A 15,814-nucleotide genomic window follows, 5' to 3' on the forward strand; every position below is an offset into this window, starting at 1 on the left:
CCGCCCCAACCGTCACACCCTCCCCCTACGCGTCCGGGGGTGCGGTCACCCCCGGTCACGGTGCCCCCCTCCTCCGCCGATGAGGGAGGACGTGACACAACCCGATGCCGGCCCCGCCGCCCGCGGCGCGAACGCCCAGGCCCCGGCTGCGTCACCCGCCCCCGGAGGCGGTCGCAGCCGCCGCGGCGAGCCGCGCACGTACGACTTCCGCCGGCCGACGAAGCTCTCCCGCGAGCACGTGCGCGTGCTGCAGATCGCGCAGGAGGCCTTCGCCCGCCAGGCGACGACGATCCTCACCACCTTCCTCCGCGCCGGGGCCCGGCTGGAGCTCGTGGGCATCGAGCAGTACTCCTACGACGACTACGTCGCGACGCTGCCCGACCCCGTCTTCATCACCACGTTCACCCTCGAGCCGCTGGCCGGCAAGGGGATGCTGGCCTACCCGCTGGACATCGCGATGGCGATCGTGGACCACATGCTGGGCGGCTCCGGCGCCGCCGAGCAGCCCAACCGGCCGATGACGGCGATGGAGGTGTCCATCACCCGGCACCTGCTGGACCGGCTGCTCGACGAGTTCTCCGCCGCCTTCGGCCACATCACCGAGATCCAGCCGGCGATGGCCGGCCTCGAGTACAACCCCCAGCTGGCCCAGGCGGCGTCGGGATCGGACACCGTCATGGTGGCCACCTTCGCCATGGCCGTGGGCAGCCGCGAGGGCGAGGCCACGCTGGTGCTGCCCTTCTCGTCGTTCGCCCAGTCGCTGAACAACGCGGCCTCGCCGCAGCTCTCGGAGTCGGCGCTGCGCAAGCGGCAGCGGGCCACCGAGGCGCTCAAGGAGCGGCTCAACCTCGTCCCGGTCGACGTCAGCGTGCGCTTCGCCCCGCTGACCGTCTCCTCCTCCGACCTGCTCTCCCTCGCCGTCGGCGACGTCCTCCTGCTGCGCCACCCCCGGGACAGCCCGCTCGAGGTCACCACCAACGACGTGACGTTCGCCTACGCGATCGCCAGCAACCACCGGCGCCGCCTGGCCGCCTCCATCGTCCCGACCCCGTACGCCGCCGCGAAGGACACCGCATGAGCACCGACACGACCCAGGACTCCCAGACCATCACCGCCGTGGTGGCGGCCGCCGCGCGCGCCGCGGCGGGCCTGGTCCCCGCGGCGTCCGAGCTGGTCGCGGGGACCCCGGTGAGCGACCCGGACACCGTCCCGCTCCCCCCGAACGCCGCGTCCGCCGTGGCCGCCGGGCTGTCCGGCGAGGTCAGCGGCGACGTCGTCCTCGTGCTGTCCGCCGACGTCGTCGAGGCCCTGAGCAACTCCCCGGTCGGCAAGATGGACGTCGCCGCCGCGCTGCGGCCCGCGCTCGAGGCGGCCGCCGCCACCCTGGGGCGCGTCCGCGTCGCCTCCGAGCGGCTCGAGGAGCCGGTCGCCGCGCTCGACGGGCTGCGCGACAAGGGCATGCTCGTGGCCGTCCCGCTGATGGCCGGCGGCGAGCACCAGGCCACCTTCGCCCTGCAGGTGACCCTGCCCGCGGCCCGCGCCGCCTCGGGCAGCCTGGACCTGCTGCGCCACGTGGCCATGGAGGTGACGGTCGAGATCGGCCGCACCCGCATGACGGTCCAGGAGCTGCTCTCCCTGCACCCCGGCGAGGTCGTCGAGCTCGACCGCGCCGCCAGCGCCCCGGCCGACCTGCTGGTCAACGGCACACTCATCGCCCGCGGCGAGGTGGTCGTCGTCGACGAGGACTTCGGCCTGCGGATCAGCGAGATCGTGAGCGACGCCGCCGAGCTCGGGGTCACCGCATGACCTGGATGATCATCCGGCTGGTCCTGTCGCTGGCCTTCGTCGCCGCGGTGCTGCTGTTCGCCGCGCGGCTGGCCAAGAAGCGGGGCCTCGGGCAGGGCAACGGCCTCATCGAGGTCGTGGCCCGTCAGCGCATGGGCCGCACCAGCACGCTCAACGTGGTGCGGATCGCCGACGTCGTCCTGGTCGTGGGCGCCACCGAGGAGCAGGTCACCCTGCTCGCCGAGGTCGACGGCGAGGCCGTCGACGCGGCGCTGCGCGAGCGGGTCCCCGCCCGCACCCCGGCCACCGGCGAGCGCGACGAGCGACCCGCCGTCCCGGCCGCCCGGTCCGGCTCCGGCGCCCTGGCCGGCTCGGTGCTCGACCGCGAGGGCTGGGGCTCCCTGGTCGACCAGCTCCGCGAGCGGACGGTGCGGCGGCCGTGAGCACCTCGACCCTGCGGCTGCCGGCCGCGGCACCGGTCCGGCGGCGCGCGCTCGCCGTCGTGCTGCTGTCGCTGCTGACGGCGGTCGCGGCGGTCGTGCTCGCGGGCCCCGCGTCCGCGGCCCCCACCGCCCCCACCGCCCCGGTGGACCCGACCGCGCCCGTGGTGCCGGGCATCGGCGGTGCCGACGGCGGCGTGGACATCTCCATCGGCGACGGCTCGCCGAGCACCTCCATCACCCTGATCATCGCGATCACGGTGCTGTCGGTCGCGCCGTCGGTGCTGCTGCTGGCGACCTCGTTCACCAAGATCATCGTCGTCCTGTCGCTGACCCGGAACGCCCTGGGCCTGCAGGCGGCACCGCCCAACCAGGTCCTCACCGGCCTGGCGCTGTTCCTGACCCTGTTCGTGATGGGGCCGGTGTTCGGCGACATCAACGAGGTGGCCGTCCAGCCCTACATGGACGGGACGCTCACGGTGTCGCAGGCCTACGACGCCGGCGTGGTGCCGCTGCGCGAGTTCCTGCTGGACAACACCCGCGAGGACGAGCTCAAGCTGATGGTCGGGCTCTCCGGCGAGGAGGCCCCCGCCGACGCCGCCTCCGTCACCCTCACCACGCTCATCCCGGCGTTCGTGCTCTCCGAGCTCAAGAGCGCCTTCATCATCGGGCTGGTCGTCTTCATCCCGTTCCTGGTGCTCGACATGCTGGTCAGCGCCGCGCTCATGTCGATGGGCATGATGATGGTCCCGCCGACCATCGTCGCCCTGCCCTTCAAGCTGCTGCTGTTCGTCGTCGTGGACGGGTGGTCCCTGATCACCACCGCCCTCGTCGGCTCGTACGGGGGAGGCGGCTAGTGAGCGACGCCGACGTCACCGAGATCGCCACCGAGACCATGATGGTGGCTGCCAAGATCGCCGCGCCGATCCTGCTCACCGCACTGCTGGTCGGCTTCCTGATCTCGCTGTTCCAGGCCGCCACGCAGATCCAGGAGGCCACGCTCTCGTTCGTGCCGAAGATGATCGCCGTGGCGATCGCGCTGCTGATCACGGGCAACTGGGTGCTCGCCGAGATGGTCGACTTCACCCACCACCTGTTCGACCAGCTGCCCCGGCTGCTCGACCGGACCTGAGGCCGCCATGGACCTGACGGTCCCGGCGGTCACGCTCGCCGCCCTCCTGCTCGGCACCGCGCGGGCCGCCGGTTTCGTGCTGCTGGCGCCGCCGTTCAGCTCGCGGGTCATCCCGGCGCCGGTCAAGGGCGCGCTGGCCATGGCGCTGTCGCTGCTCCTGTCCACCCAGATCGCCCCGGACCTGCCGGCCCCCACCGCGGGCTTCCTCGCCGTCGCGGCGGTCACCGAGGTGGTCATCGGGGCCGCGCTGGGGTTCCTGGTGCAGGTGCTGTTCACCGCCGTCCAGATGGCCGGTGACCTCATCGACGTCACCGGCGGTTTCTCGCTCCAGCCGGCCTTCGACCCGCTGTCGATGAGCCAGAACGCGACCATCGGCCGGCTGCACTACCTGCTGGCGACCACGCTGCTGTTCACCAGCGGTGGGCACCTGCTCCTGGTCCGCGGCTTCGCGGCGTCCTACGAGGGGCTGCCGGTGGGCGGGGACGTGCCGACCGACCAGATCGGCACGGTGCTGATCACCGCCTTCTCGATGATGTTCCTGGCCGCGCTGCAGATCGCCGGGCCGATGGTCGCCGTCCTCCTGCTGGCCGACGTCGCGCTCGCGCTCCTGTCGCGGGCCGCGCCGGCGCTCAACATCTTCTCCTTCGGCTTCCCGGTCAAGATCACGCTGACCCTGGTCATGCTGGGCCTGACGTTCCCGCTGCTGCCGTCGGCGCTCGACGGGCTGCTCGAGCACGCCGCGCAGGCCATGTCCTCCCTCCGGAGCGGCTGATGGCGAAGGACGGTCCCGGCGGTGAGAAGACCGAGAAGCCCACTCCGCAGCGCCTGAAGAAGGCGCGCAAGGACGGGCAGATCCCCCGGACCCAGGAGCTCGGCACCTGGACGGGCATGGCGGCGGCGAGCGTGCTGCTGCCGATGGTGGTCGGTAACGCCTACGAGGAGTCGCAGACGCTGTTCGTGCAGATCGGCCGGGTCGCGTCGGACCCCGAGCTGGCCGACGTCTACGCCCTGCTCGGGCAGGCCCTCAGCGCCTTCATGAGCACCGTGCTGCCGCTGGCGCTGGCGCTCATGGCCGTGGGCGTGGCCGCGTCGGCGGCGCAGGGCGGGGTCACCGTCTCGGGCAAGTCGATGAAGCCGACGCTCAAGAAGTTCAACCCGTTCACCGGCCTGAAGAAGATGTTCGGCACCCAGGGGCTGTGGGAGGCCACCAAGGCCATCATCAAGACCGTCGCCCTGGCCGTCGTCGTCATCGTGACCAGCGACCGCGCCCAGCAGCTCGTCTCCGCGGCCGGCGCCCTGCCGCTCTCCGCGGTGGTGGCCACCTTCACCAGCTCGGCGATCCTGATGTTCCGCGTCGTGGCGGTGACCGGGCTGGTCATCGCCGTCGCCGACTACGTCGTGGTCCGCGCGAAGATGATGAAGCAGCTCAAGATGAGCAAGTACGAGATCACCCAGGAGCACAAGCAGGCCGAGGGCGACCCGCACATGAAGGCGCACCGCCGCGGGGTGCAGCTGTCGATGTCGCGCAACCGGATGATGGCCGAGGTCGCGGAGGCCGACGTCCTGCTCGTCAACCCCACGCACGTCGCCGTCGCGCTGAAGTACGAGCCGGCCAAGGGCGCTCCGCGGATCGTCGCCAAGGGCGCCGGCGAGGTCGCGGCGAAGCTGCGCGCCCGGGCCGAGGAGGCCCGCGTGCCGATGGTGCAGGACATCCCGCTGGCCCGGGCGCTGCACGCCTCCTGCGACATCGGCCAGGAGGTGCCGCCGCAGCTGTTCACCGCTGTCGCGCGGGTGCTCGCGTTCGTCATGCACCTGGGCGCCCGCGGCGTGCGCGGCGGCTTCCACCGGCCGGGCTTCGAACCCCCGGACACCGCCGACCTGCCGAAGGCGGGACGACGCCGGCCCGCGGTGCCGGCGGCCTGAGGAGCGGCGATGACGATCAGGTGACCTGATCGTCAGGGGTCCTGGCTCACCGTCGACGCTGAGCCAGGACCCCTGGCGGTGAGCCAGGACGGGGTACCGGTCGGGCCCGCGGCTGCCGATGAGGGATCCGTGGACCAGGGACCGGCGCCGACCTCGCGGGGCGACTCGTGAAGGGCATGCTCAAGGCGGCCGTCCCCATCGGGGTCGTCGCCATCGTGCTCATGCTGGTCGTGCCGCTGCCGGCCGCCCTCATGGACCTGCTGATCGGGCTGAACCTCGCTCTCTCGCTGCTGATCCTGCTGGTCGCCATGCAGATCAGGAAGCCGCTGGACTTCGCGGTCTTCCCCTCGCTGCTGCTCATCGCCACGCTGTTCCGGCTGGCGCTCAACGTCTCCTCGACCCGCCTGGTGCTCACCGACGGCTACGCCGGCAAGGTGATCGAGGCCTTCGGCCACATCGTGATCGCCGGCTCGCTGGTCGTCGGCCTGGTCATCTTCGTGATCCTGACCGTGGTGCAGTTCGTGGTGATCACCAACGGCGCCGGCCGCGTCGCCGAGGTCGGGGCCCGCTTCACCCTCGACGCCATGCCCGGCAAGCAGATGGCCATCGACGCCGACCTGAACGCCGGCCTGATCAACGAGGACCAGGCGCGCAAGCGCCGCAACGAGGTCACCGCCGAGGCCGACTTCTACGGCTCGATGGACGGTGCGTCTAAGTTCGTCAAGGGCGACGCGATCGCCGGCATCATCGTGACGCTGGTGAACCTCATCGGCGGGTTCGCGATCGGCGTCATGCAGCGCGGCCTGGCCCCCGCCGAGGCGGTGTCGACCTACTCGCTGCTGACCGTCGGCGACGGCCTGGTGTCGATGATCCCGGCGCTGCTGATGTCGACGGCGACCGGCATCATCGTGACCCGGTCGGCCACCGAGGGCGACATGGGCACCGACCTCATCGCCCAGCTCGGCCGGTTCAAGCAGCCGGTGCGCATCGCCGGTGGCGCCGCGCTCGCCCTGTGCCTGATCCCGGGCCTGCCGAAGCTGCCGTTCCTGCTCGTCGGCGCGCTGTTCCTCTTCCTCTCCACCCGCCTCACCGACGAGCCGGAGGTCGACGACGACGCCGGCGCGGCGGCGGGCGCCGAGCTGGAGCCGCAGCCGGACTCCCCCGAGGCCATCGCCGAGAAGATGCGGGTCGACCCGCTGGAGCTCGAGGTCGCCTTCGACCTGGTGGAGCTGGTCGACACCTCGCGCGGCGGTGACCTGCTCGACCGGGTCAAGGCGCTGCGCCGGAAGGTCGCGATGGAGACGGGCCTGGTCATCCCTCTCGTCCGCACGCGGGACAACCTGGACCTGCCGGCGTCCCAGTACGTCATCTGGCTCAACGGCGTGCCCGCGGCGAAGGGCAGCTCGCCGGCCGGGACCGTGCTCGCCATCGGCGACAACCTCGACGGGCTCCCCGGCAAGGTCACCCGCGAGCCGGTCTTCGGGCTGGCCGCGAAGTGGGTGCCGACCGAGCTGCAGCGGGCCGCGGAGATGGCCGGCGCCACCGTCGTCGACCGCTCCTCGGTCATCACCACGCACCTGGCCGAGGTCGTCCGGCAGAACGCCGCCGACCTGCTCGGCCGCGAGGACGTGCGCCTGCTGGTGGAGATGGTCCGGCGCACGCACCCGGTCGTCGTCGAGGAGCTGACCCCCGCCCTGCTCACCCTGGGAGAGGTGCAACGCGTGTTGCACGCGTTGCTCGAAGAGGGTGTGTCGATCCGGGACCTGGTGCGCATCTTCGAGGCACTCTCTGTGCGTGCGAAGCAGTCGACCGATCTCGACGGTCTGGTCGAGGCAGCCCGCTCCGCACTCGGCCCGGCGATCAGCCACCCGTACGTGACGCCCGACGAGCGGTTGCACGTGTTCACCCTCGAGCCGGGTTTCGAGCAGCGGCTGCTGGAGTCGCTGCGGCAGAGCGACGTCGGGGCGGTCCTGGCCCTGGACGCCGGGTCCGTCGACGCCCTCGTGGCCGGCTGCGGCGGTCTCCTGCAGGAGGCCGAGCAGCAGGGCCTCTCCCCTGTCCTGGTGTGCTCCCCGCAGGTCCGCGCCGCCCTGGCGCGCCTCATGCGCCAGGTCCTCCCCCGGCTTCCGGTGATCTCCTACACCGAGGTGTCCCGGACAGCGCAGATCGAATCGCTGGGAGTTGTGAGCGGTGCCGTTGCGATCCGTTGAGGCCGCGACGCGCGACGACGCGATCGCCGCGGCGCGCGAGCAGTTCGGGCCCTCCGCGCGCGTGGTCGGCGTCCGCCGGGTGCGCTCGGGCGGCGTGCTGGGGTTCTTCGCCACCGAGCGCTACGTCGCCGAGGTGGCTCCCGACCAGGGCTTCCGGCCCGGCGCCCCGGTTCCCTCGCGGCCGGCCGGTGCGCTGACCGAGGAGCCGGACACCGGCTCGCTGCCGGCCGCCTTCGGCTCCCCCCTGGCCTCGGCCGCGCAGGCCCGCGCGCGCGTGGCCGCGCCGCCGCGCAACGGGGCCGCCGCGTGGGCGGCCGAGGCGTCCCGGCCGGCCCGGACGTCCCGGCCGGCCGAGGCCGCCCCACCGGCACGCGACCCGGAGCCGCTGGCCGCTCGCGCCGCCCGTGTCGCCGAGACCTTCCGCGCGGCGGAGGCGCTGCGCGCCGGCGAGCCGGGCGCGCCCTCGTTCGCCGCGCTGCTCGAGGCCTCGACGGCCGGTCGGGCCGCCGTCCGACCGGCCGACGAGGAGCGCCTGGACGAGCTGGCCGGTCTGCTCGGCGCCGACCCGGCCCCGGCGGGCCGGTCCTCCACGCCGTCCCCCGCGGCCAAGGGCCGCCCGGGCGTCACCCGCGCCGCCTTCACCCGCACCACGCGGGACGAGGTCGTGCGCCGCGACGACGTGGCCGACGAGCCCTCCCCCGCCGGCGGCGAGCCGGCCGCCGCGCCGTCGCCGTTCACCGCCGCCCTGGCGCGGATGGTCGCCGGCGACAAGGACGTGCAGCACGCCGTGCGCGTCGCGCTCGAGCCGCCCGCCGCGGCGGCTCCCCCCGTCGAGGACACGGGGTCCCGGCCGACCTGGCCCGGACCCGCAGCTGAACCATCGGGCGCGCCGGTCGTGGCGCCCCAGGAGGAGGAAACGGTGGGAGATCAGGTCATCGCGCCGCCCTCCACGTCGCTCGACCGTCCCGAGGAGGCGGTCTCCTGGGCCGCCGACCCGGAGGTCGTCGGCTTCCACGAGGAGATCAGCAGCTTCCGCGAGGAGATCAGCACGTTCCGCGAGGAGCCGGTCGGCCTCCCCGAGGCCGCCCCGGCCCCGGTCCCGGCCGAGGAGACCCCCGCGTCCCGCGAGGAGGCCATCGCCGAGATGCTGCGCGCCGCGCTCGCCGAGGGGCACTCCGACGAGGCACTGGCCGGCATCCTCCGCAAGGTCGTCGCCGGCGACTCGCCGCAGGCCGCGCTGGCCGAGCCGGAGCCCGCGATCGTCGAGCCGGAGCCGTCGCCGGCGCTCGCCGAGCAGCCGGTCGCCGTCCTCGAGGTCCCGGCCCCCGAGCCGGCCCTCGCGCCGGCCCCCGCGCCGATCACCCTGGACTGGGGGCCGGTGGCTTCGGCCCCCGTGGCCCTGTGGGGCGAGCCGACGGCGTCGACGTCGTCGGCTCCCCTGGCGGAGGAGCCGGCCGACGTGCCCGTCGCCCGGGCCGATGCCCCGATCTGGGCCGAGGTCGTGCTGGGAGAGCCCGCCGCCGCCCAGCCGGTGCTCGAGGAGGCCCGGGCCGAGGAGGTCCCCGTGGCCGAGGAGGCCCCGGTCGAGGAGGCCCCCGTGGCCGAGCTCCCGGTCGAGGACATCCCGGCCGTCGAGGTCCCGGCCGTCGGGGTCCCCGCCGTCGACATCCCCGCCGTCGAGGAGGCCCCGGCCGTCGAGGCCACCGCCGTGCCCGCCGTCGAGGTCGCCGAGGCGGGGGACGCCGCGGAGCCGGCCGAGGAGCCGGCGCTCGAGGAGCCCGTGGAGCTGGCTGCCCCGCTGGCCCGCACGGCCAGCGACCCGGCACCGCTCTCCATGGACGCCACGACCGTCATGCCGCCGCTGTCCCTGCTGCCGGGTGCCCCGTCGCGCGGGCGCGGCCTCCCCCCGGTGCCGCCGCGGAGCGGCCGGCCGCCGGTGCCGCCGGCCCGTCCGTCGGCAGGTGCCGCCCCGCGCGGCACCGAGCCCGCACCCGCCCCGGCCCCGTCGGCCGAGCTGGCCACGGTCACCCGGCTGCCGGTCGCCCCGCTCATGGCGACCCCCGAGACGCCCGACATGCCGGAGCTGGCCGACCTCGCCGACCTCATCGAGGCCGACGCCCCGACCGTCGAGGAGCCGGTGCTGCCGGTGCTCCCCCCTCGGACGCCCGCCCGCGTGAAGATCGACCCGCCGAGCACGCCGGACGAGGTGCTCGCCCGGCTCACCGAGCTCGGTGTCCCGGCCGACCTGCTCGGCCCGACCTTCGCCGACGACGTCGCGGCCGGCGGCACGTACGCCGCGCTGACCCGCGCCCTCGGCACCCGCCTACCGGAGGCCCCGGAGCTGCCGTCGGGCGCCGGCGAGGTGCTGTTCATCGTCGGCCCCGGGGTCGAGACCCTGCGCGCCGCCCGCTCGCTGGCCGCGAGCCTGCGGCTGGACCCCGACCGGGTGCAGTGGGCCACCCGCGGCGACCTGGCCGGCCTCGTGCCGGAGGCCAGCCGGATGAGCACGATCGACGCCGCGATAGCCCGCCGGGCCGAGGCCGCGGCCGCCGGGACGGTCACGATCGTCGCCGTCGACGCGCCGCTGCGCACCGACGCCTACTGGATGGCCCAGATGCTCGCCGTCTGGTCGCCGGTCGCCGTGTGGGCCCTGGTCGAGGCCACCCGCAAGCCCGAGGACGTCGAGCACTGGATCGACGGCCTGGCCCGGGTCGACGCGCTCGTCGTCCAGGACACCGACCTCTCGGCCGACCCGGCCGCGGTCCTGGCGCGGCTGGCCGCCCCGGTGGCCGTGGTCGACGGGCTCCGGGCGACGCCGCACCGCTGGGCCTCGCTGCTGTGCGAGCGGCTGGAGACAGCACCGGCATGAACCCGCTGCGCTGGGAGGTGCTCGCCCTCGGGTTCGTGCTGTCCCTGCCCGTGCTCGCGCTCGGGATGCGGGGCGACCTCAGCGCGGACGAGGTGACCACCCGCCTGCCGTGGTGCCTGCTGGCGGCGTGGGTGGCGGTGGTGCTCGTGCGCGCCGCCGCCACCCCGCCCGCGCCGGCGAAGGGCTCCGCGAAGGGGTCGGCGAAGAAGCCGGTCGGACTGGCCGCGGAGCCGCGGGAGGAACCCCCCGCGGCCTGATCCCGGCTCCACGAGGCCGCGCGATGCTCGCCGGCCTGCGACGCAGCGCCGTGGTGAGCCACCAGGCGGCGGTGCCCGGCGATGCCGTCCTCGCGGAGAAGCCGCGCGAGGACGCCGTGCGGGACGAGGGCGGGGGGTCGCCCGCTGGACATGGCCGGACCTGAGCGCCGGCCACCGGCCGGCCGCCCGGATCCGTCGCGCGCCGGCCCGGGGCGGCCGGTGAGCCGCTCCCGGGGTGTTCCTCGCGCCAACGGTGTCCTGCTGGACCGCGGGAGCGCGAACGACACCCCGGGAGCCGCGCCGGCACGGTCAGAGGGGCAGGTCCTCGAGCATCTCGGTGACCAGCGCCGCGATCGGCGAGCGCTCGGAACGGGTCAGCGTGATGTGCGCGAACAGCGGGTGGCCCTTGAGCGACTCCACCACCGCGGCGATGCCGTCGTGCCGGCCGACGCGGAGGTTGTCCCGCTGGGCCACGTCGTGGGTGAGCACCACCCGCGAGCCCGAGCCCAGCCGCGACAGCACGGTGAGCAGCACCCCGCGCTCCAGCGACTGCGCCTCGTCGACGATCACGAACGAGTCGTGCAGCGACCGGCCGCGGATGTGGGTCAGGGGCAGCACCTCGATGAGCCCGCGGTCGGCGATCTCGTCGAGCACCGCCGGGGAGACCAGCGCCCCGAGGGTGTCGTACACCGCCTGCGCCCAGGGGGACATCTTGTCGCCCTCGCTGCCGGGCAGGTAGCCCAGCTCCTGCCCGCCGACCGCGTAGAGCGGCCGGAAGATGACCACCTTCTTGTGCGCCCGGCGCTCCATCACCGACTCCAGGCCCGCGCACAGCGCCAGCGCCGACTTGCCGGTGCCGGCCCGCCCACCCAGCGACACGATCCCGATGTCGGGGTCGAGCAGCAGGTCCAGCGCCACCCGCTGCTCGGCCGACCGGCCGTGCAGCCCGAACGCCTCGCGGTCACCGCGCACCAGGTGCACCTGCTTGTCCGGCGTCACCCGGCCCAGCGCCGAGCCGCGCGAGGACAGCAGCACCAGCCCGGTGTGGGCCGGCATCTCGGCGGCCGCGGGCAGGTAGACCTCGCCGTCGTCGTACAGCCGGTCGACCTCGTCGTCCTCGACCGACAGCTCGGCCATGCCCGTCCAGCCGGCGTCGACCGCGTCGTGCACGCGGTACTCGTCGGTCTCCAGCCCCACCGCCGCCGCCTTGACGCGCAGCGGCACGTCCTTGGTGATCAGGCAGACGTCGCGGCCCTCGGACCGCAGGTTGAGCGCCACGACCATGATCCGCGAGTCGTTGCTGTCGTTGCGGAAGCCGGCCGGCAGCACCGAGGGGTCGCTGTGGTTGAGCTCGACGTGCAGCGTGCCGCCGTCCTCGCCGATCGGGACCGGGGCGTCGAGCCGGCCGTGCCGGACGCGCAGGTCGTCCAGGATGCGCAGTGCCGAGCGCGCGAACCAGCCCAGCTCCGGGTGGTTGCGCTTGTCCTCCAGCTCCCCGATCACGACGAGCGGGAGCACCACGTCGGAGTCGCCGAAGCGCAGCAGCGCACCGGGGTCGGAGAGCAGGACGGAGGTGTCGATGACGAACGTGCGGCGAGTGGTCACGGTCGACTCCCGTCGGGGCGCGCGGCGCGCCCCTTCTCGAAGGTGGCCGGGCCCCGGCGCAGAGGCCGGGCACCGGCCCCCCTGGTCGACGAACTCGTCAGCACCAACCGGGCCTCCCGTGAGCGACGAGGACGACTCGTCGCTCACCGCGGACGGTAGGCCCGACCGGTGACAAGAGCGCGGCCGCACCACGCCGTGCAACCCGAAGTTCACCCGACGGGGTACCGCGGGCCACACCGGCACCACCGGTGCGCAGCCACCCCTCAGCTGGACTCGCGCCGGAAACGCCGCACCCCGAAGAACCAGCCCAGCACCGCGAGCAGCAGCGTCATGGCCACGCCCCACCAGGCCGTGGAGGTGCCGTAGCCGCCGACGAAGAACTGGCGGGCGCCCTCCACGACGTGCTTGAGCGGGTTCACGTCGCTGACCGCCTGCAGCCACCCCGGCGCCAGCGACATCGGCAGCAGGATGCCCGACAGGAGCAGGACCGGGAGCACGAAGGCGTTGAGCAGCGGCGCGAAGGCGTCCTCGCTCTTCAGCGTGAGCGCCAGGGCGTAGGACACGGAGGCGAACGCCGCGCCCAGCAGGGCGATCACCACGAGGGTGAGGACGACGCCGGCCAACGGCGCGCGCAGCCCCAGCGGGATCGAGACCAGCACCAGCAGCGTCCCCTGGACCAGCAGGACGACGACGTCGCGCAGCACCCGCCCGAGCAGCAGCGCGGTGCGGCTGGCGGGGGTGACCCGCTGGCTCTCGATGACGCCGGCCCGGTACTCGGCGATCAGCCCGAAGCCGACGAACAGCGCTCCGAAGATGCCCAGCTGCACGAGGATGCCGGGCACGAAGATCTGGTAGGCGTTGCCGGAGCCGAGCTGGCCGGACAGCGGCTCCAGCAGCGGCCCGAACAGCAGGATGTAGAGCACCGGCTGCATCAGGCTGATCACCAGCCAGGCGGGGTTGCGCAGCGACAGGCGCATCGATCGGGCGAAGACCGTGTACGTGTCGCGCAGCAGCGTGGGCATCAGGCCGGCACCTCCACGGCCGGGGCGGGCGCACCGGCGTCGCGCAGCGAGCGGCCGGTCAGGGACAGGAAGACGTCGTCGAGGCTGGGCCGGCGGCTCTCGATGCCGCTGATCGCCACGCCCTCGCGGTCCAGCGCGCGCACCAGCTCGACCAGCGCCGCGCCACCGTGCGGCACCCGCCCGACGACGCGGTCGTCGACCACCTGCGGCGGCTCCGCCCCCGGGAGCGCGCCGACCAGCCGGGCGACGGCCGGTACCGAGGCGACGTCGGCGGCGGTCACCGTGAGGACGTCGCCGCCGACCTGCGACTTGAGCTGGTCCGGGGTCCCCTCGGCCACGATCGCGCCGTGGTCGATGACGAGGATCCGGTCGCACAGCGCGTCGGCCTCGTCGAGGTAGTGGGTGGTGAGGAAGACCGTCGTCCCCCGCTCCTCGCGCAGCCCGCGGATGTGCTCCCACAGGTTGGCGCGGGCCTGCGGGTCCAGCCCGGTGGTGGGCTCGTCGAGGAAGACCAGCTCCGGGACGTGGATGAGCCCGACGGCGATGTCGAGCCGGCGCCGCTGACCGCCGGACATCGCCTTGGGCTGGCGCTCCCACAGGCCGTCGAGGTCGAGCTCGCGGAACAGCTGCTGCCCGCGCTCGACGGCCTCGGCGGTGCTCATCCCGTAGAGCCGGGCGTGGTCGACGACCTCCTCGCCCGCCCGGGCCTCGGGGGCGGTGGAGCCGCTCTGCGAGACGTAGCCGATGCGCCGGCGCACGCCGACGGGGTCGGTGCGCAGGTCGCAGCCTGCGACGGTGGCCTCCCCGGCCGTCGGCTCGAGGAGCGTGGTGAGCATCCGGAGGGTCGTGGTCTTGCCGGCGCCGTTGGGGCCGAGGAAGCCGACGATCTCCCCCGGCTCGACGTCGAGGTCCACCCCGACGACGGCGTGCACCTCCTGCTTGCGCTTCCGGAACGTGCGGGCCAACCCGCGGGCGTGGATCACGCCGGTCAGCATGGCGAACGGCACCGACGCCGGGCGACCGGTTTCACCGTGGGCGCAGCTCAGCGCCAGGGATCGCGCGGCGGGACGGCGGGCCGCTCGACGGTGTCCGTGCGGACCGACGGCGGGATCGGCTCCCACCCGTCCTCGTCGCCCCACCTGTCGTACTCCCGGGCCGCGCGCCGCCGCGGGCGCAGCGCGACGAGCGCCCAGAGCACCGGCACGAGCAGCACCGGCCACTGCAGCGACAGGTCACCGAGCCGGAGGACGCCGGCCAGCAGGAGGACGAACAGGCAGCCGGCCGTCCACAGCCCGAGCAGGCGGGCGGAGCGGGGGTCGCGGCGGCTCACGAGGTCAGCCCGCGGCGAGCTCGGCGGCGACCGCCGCGGGGGTCAGCGGCTCGTCGAGGAGCCGGACGAACCGGTCGGCCACCGGCTGCGCGTCCGGCCGGGCGTCCAGCCACCGGGAGAGCAGGTCGTAGCCCTCGACGTAGGTGGAGGTGTAGGCCCGCCACAGCGGATCGGTGAGGAAGCGGATCTGCTGGCGGGCCCGGTCGGCGGTCACCAGCGACCACCGCTGCAGGAACGCGCTCACCTCGTCGACGTCGGCTCCCCGGTCGTGCAGCAGGATCGCCGCGTCCTGGCGGACCCGGTTGAGCGGCGCGGCCGCGGCGGCGACCCGCTCGGCCAGGTGCCCGTCGAAGCGCAGCCCCAGGTCGCCGAGGATGTCCTCGGCCCACGGACCCCAGCCCGCGCCGATCGACGCCTGGACGCCGAGGTCGGCCAGCCCCTCGGCCATCAGGCACTCCGGGGTGTTGACCAGGAAGACCGTGTGCTCCAGCCGGGCCGCGCGCTCGACCAGCCCGCGCTCCTTGCGGCAGTGCTCGGTGTGGTGGCCCGGGTAGGACTCGTGGGCCACCAGGTGCGGCAGCTGGGAGAGCCGGTGCGGGAGGTCGGCGTTGATCGCCACGCGCGAGCAGTAGTCGCCCTCGTAGTAGTTGAACCCCGACCAGGGCTTGTCGGTGACGACCTCGTACCGCACGGTCTCGACCTCGGGCAGGCCGTACTGCCCGCGGACCCGGTCGCGCAGCGCGCTGGACAGGGCGTGCACGGCGGACTCCAGCCGCGCCGGGGGGCACTCCTCGCGACGGCGGTGCGCGGCGTACCGGTCGGCCAGCGTCCCATCCCCTGGCAGCAGCGCGTCCAGCTCCGCGTGGGCCGCGGCGTAGACCGCCTCGTCCCCGAGCTCGACGTCCACCTGGAAGTAGCTGCGGACCTCCTCGACGAACCCGACCGGCTCTCCCCCGAGCTTGCGGGCGCTGCACTCCAGCCCGGTCAGCTGGCCGCGCAGGAAGGCGGCCCGGTCGGTCGGCAGGCCGGCGGCGTCGAGCTCGGCCAGCAGCGCCCGCGCCCGGTCGCGCAGCTGCTGCGGGGTCGGGGCGGGCTCGCTCTCCACCTCGGCGCGCAGCCGGGGGTCGCCGGTGTAGGCGTCGACGAAGCCGCTCTCCACCCGGTCGAAGCGCAGCCCGAGGCGCACGTACTCCAGCGGGACGTCGAGGGCTCCGGCGCTCATGCGGGCAGTCTCGCAGCCC

The 15,814-nt window shown here is 74.3% G+C and carries 15 protein-coding genes; 10 read left to right on the forward strand and 5 right to left on the reverse strand.

The genetic code is table 11. From position 1 onward, the window contains the following. Positions 1-91: 91 nt before the first annotated feature. From DQ241_RS08905 to DQ241_RS08950, 10 genes are all read left to right on the forward strand, one after another. Positions 92-1,078, forward strand: a complete 987-nt coding sequence (locus DQ241_RS08905) for a flagellar motor switch protein FliM (protein ID WP_233492323.1) — start codon at positions 92-94, stop codon at positions 1,076-1,078. Further along, positions 1,075-1,806 carry a flagellar motor switch protein FliN gene (gene fliN, locus DQ241_RS08910; RefSeq protein ID WP_113829811.1) on the forward strand — a complete coding sequence of 244 codons (732 nt, stop codon included), beginning with the start codon at positions 1,075-1,077 and terminating at the stop codon, positions 1,804-1,806. The genes DQ241_RS08905 and fliN overlap by 4 nt, the downstream gene beginning before the upstream one ends. Continuing rightward, positions 1,803-2,228, forward strand: coding sequence for a flagellar biosynthetic protein FliO (locus DQ241_RS08915; RefSeq protein WP_113829812.1), 426 nt, complete (start codon positions 1,803-1,805; stop codon positions 2,226-2,228). Before fliN ends, DQ241_RS08915 begins: the two co-directional genes overlap by 4 nt. Then, the gene (gene fliP / locus DQ241_RS08920; protein WP_233492324.1) at positions 2,225-3,082 is read left to right on the forward strand and encodes a flagellar type III secretion system pore protein FliP; all 858 of its coding nucleotides are present in this window, start codon (positions 2,225-2,227) and stop codon (positions 3,080-3,082) included. Before DQ241_RS08915 ends, fliP begins: the two co-directional genes overlap by 4 nt. Beyond that, complete coding sequence (fliQ, locus tag DQ241_RS08925; RefSeq protein WP_113829813.1) at positions 3,082-3,357, forward strand: flagellar biosynthesis protein FliQ; 276 nt, start codon at positions 3,082-3,084, stop codon at positions 3,355-3,357. Before fliP ends, fliQ begins: the two co-directional genes overlap by 1 nt. 7 nt (positions 3,358-3,364) lie before the next feature. Further along, positions 3,365-4,129: a flagellar biosynthetic protein FliR gene (gene fliR, locus DQ241_RS08930; RefSeq protein WP_113829814.1), complete on the forward strand. Its 765-nt coding sequence runs from the start codon at positions 3,365-3,367 to the stop codon at positions 4,127-4,129. Continuing rightward, positions 4,129-5,280 (forward strand): flagellar biosynthesis protein FlhB, encoded by a 1,152-nt coding sequence (locus tag DQ241_RS08935; RefSeq protein ID WP_113829815.1) that lies wholly within the window; start codon positions 4,129-4,131, stop codon positions 5,278-5,280. The genes fliR and DQ241_RS08935 overlap by 1 nt, the downstream gene beginning before the upstream one ends. Before the next feature lie 176 nt (positions 5,281-5,456). Continuing rightward, positions 5,457-7,490, forward strand: coding sequence for a flagellar biosynthesis protein FlhA (flhA, locus tag DQ241_RS08940; protein WP_113829971.1), 2,034 nt, complete (start codon positions 5,457-5,459; stop codon positions 7,488-7,490). After that, entirely contained in the window at positions 7,471-10,359 is a 2,889-nt protein-coding gene (locus tag DQ241_RS08945; RefSeq protein WP_113829816.1) for a hypothetical protein, read from the forward strand. Before flhA ends, DQ241_RS08945 begins: the two co-directional genes overlap by 20 nt. Then, positions 10,356-10,616 carry a hypothetical protein gene (locus DQ241_RS08950; protein ID WP_113829817.1) on the forward strand — a complete coding sequence of 87 codons (261 nt, stop codon included), beginning with the start codon at positions 10,356-10,358 and terminating at the stop codon, positions 10,614-10,616. Before DQ241_RS08945 ends, DQ241_RS08950 begins: the two co-directional genes overlap by 4 nt. Positions 10,617-10,925: 309 nt before the next feature. Here the strand turns inward: DQ241_RS08950 and DQ241_RS08955 are convergent, their stop codons facing one another. The 5 genes from DQ241_RS08955 to DQ241_RS08975 all read right to left on the reverse strand — a co-directional run bounded on the left by DQ241_RS08955 (position 10,926) and on the right by DQ241_RS08975 (position 15,795). Further along, on the reverse strand, positions 10,926-12,221 hold the full coding sequence (locus tag DQ241_RS08955; protein WP_113829818.1) for a PhoH family protein: 1,296 nt from the start codon (positions 12,219-12,221) through the stop codon (positions 10,926-10,928). Positions 12,222-12,484: 263 nt separating this feature from the next. Next, on the reverse strand, positions 12,485-13,243 hold the full coding sequence (locus DQ241_RS08960) for an ABC transporter permease (protein WP_113829819.1): 759 nt from the start codon (positions 13,241-13,243) through the stop codon (positions 12,485-12,487). After that, positions 13,243-14,226: an ATP-binding cassette domain-containing protein gene (locus DQ241_RS08965; protein ID WP_113829972.1), complete on the reverse strand. Its 984-nt coding sequence runs from the start codon at positions 14,224-14,226 to the stop codon at positions 13,243-13,245. The genes DQ241_RS08960 and DQ241_RS08965 overlap by 1 nt, the downstream gene beginning before the upstream one ends. Positions 14,227-14,285: 59 nt before the next feature. Beyond that, positions 14,286-14,573 carry a hypothetical protein gene (locus DQ241_RS08970; protein ID WP_113829820.1) on the reverse strand — a complete coding sequence of 96 codons (288 nt, stop codon included), beginning with the start codon at positions 14,571-14,573 and terminating at the stop codon, positions 14,286-14,288. A 4-nt stretch (positions 14,574-14,577) separates the two neighbouring features. Further along, the gene (locus DQ241_RS08975; RefSeq protein WP_113829821.1) at positions 14,578-15,795 is read right to left on the reverse strand and encodes a DUF885 domain-containing protein; all 1,218 of its coding nucleotides are present in this window, start codon (positions 15,793-15,795) and stop codon (positions 14,578-14,580) included. Positions 15,796-15,814 lie beyond the last annotated feature (19 nt).

Origin of the sequence: Blastococcus sp. TF02A-30, assembly GCF_003319185.1 — a bacterium.
Lineage (GTDB): Bacteria > Actinomycetota > Actinomycetes > Mycobacteriales > Geodermatophilaceae > Blastococcus.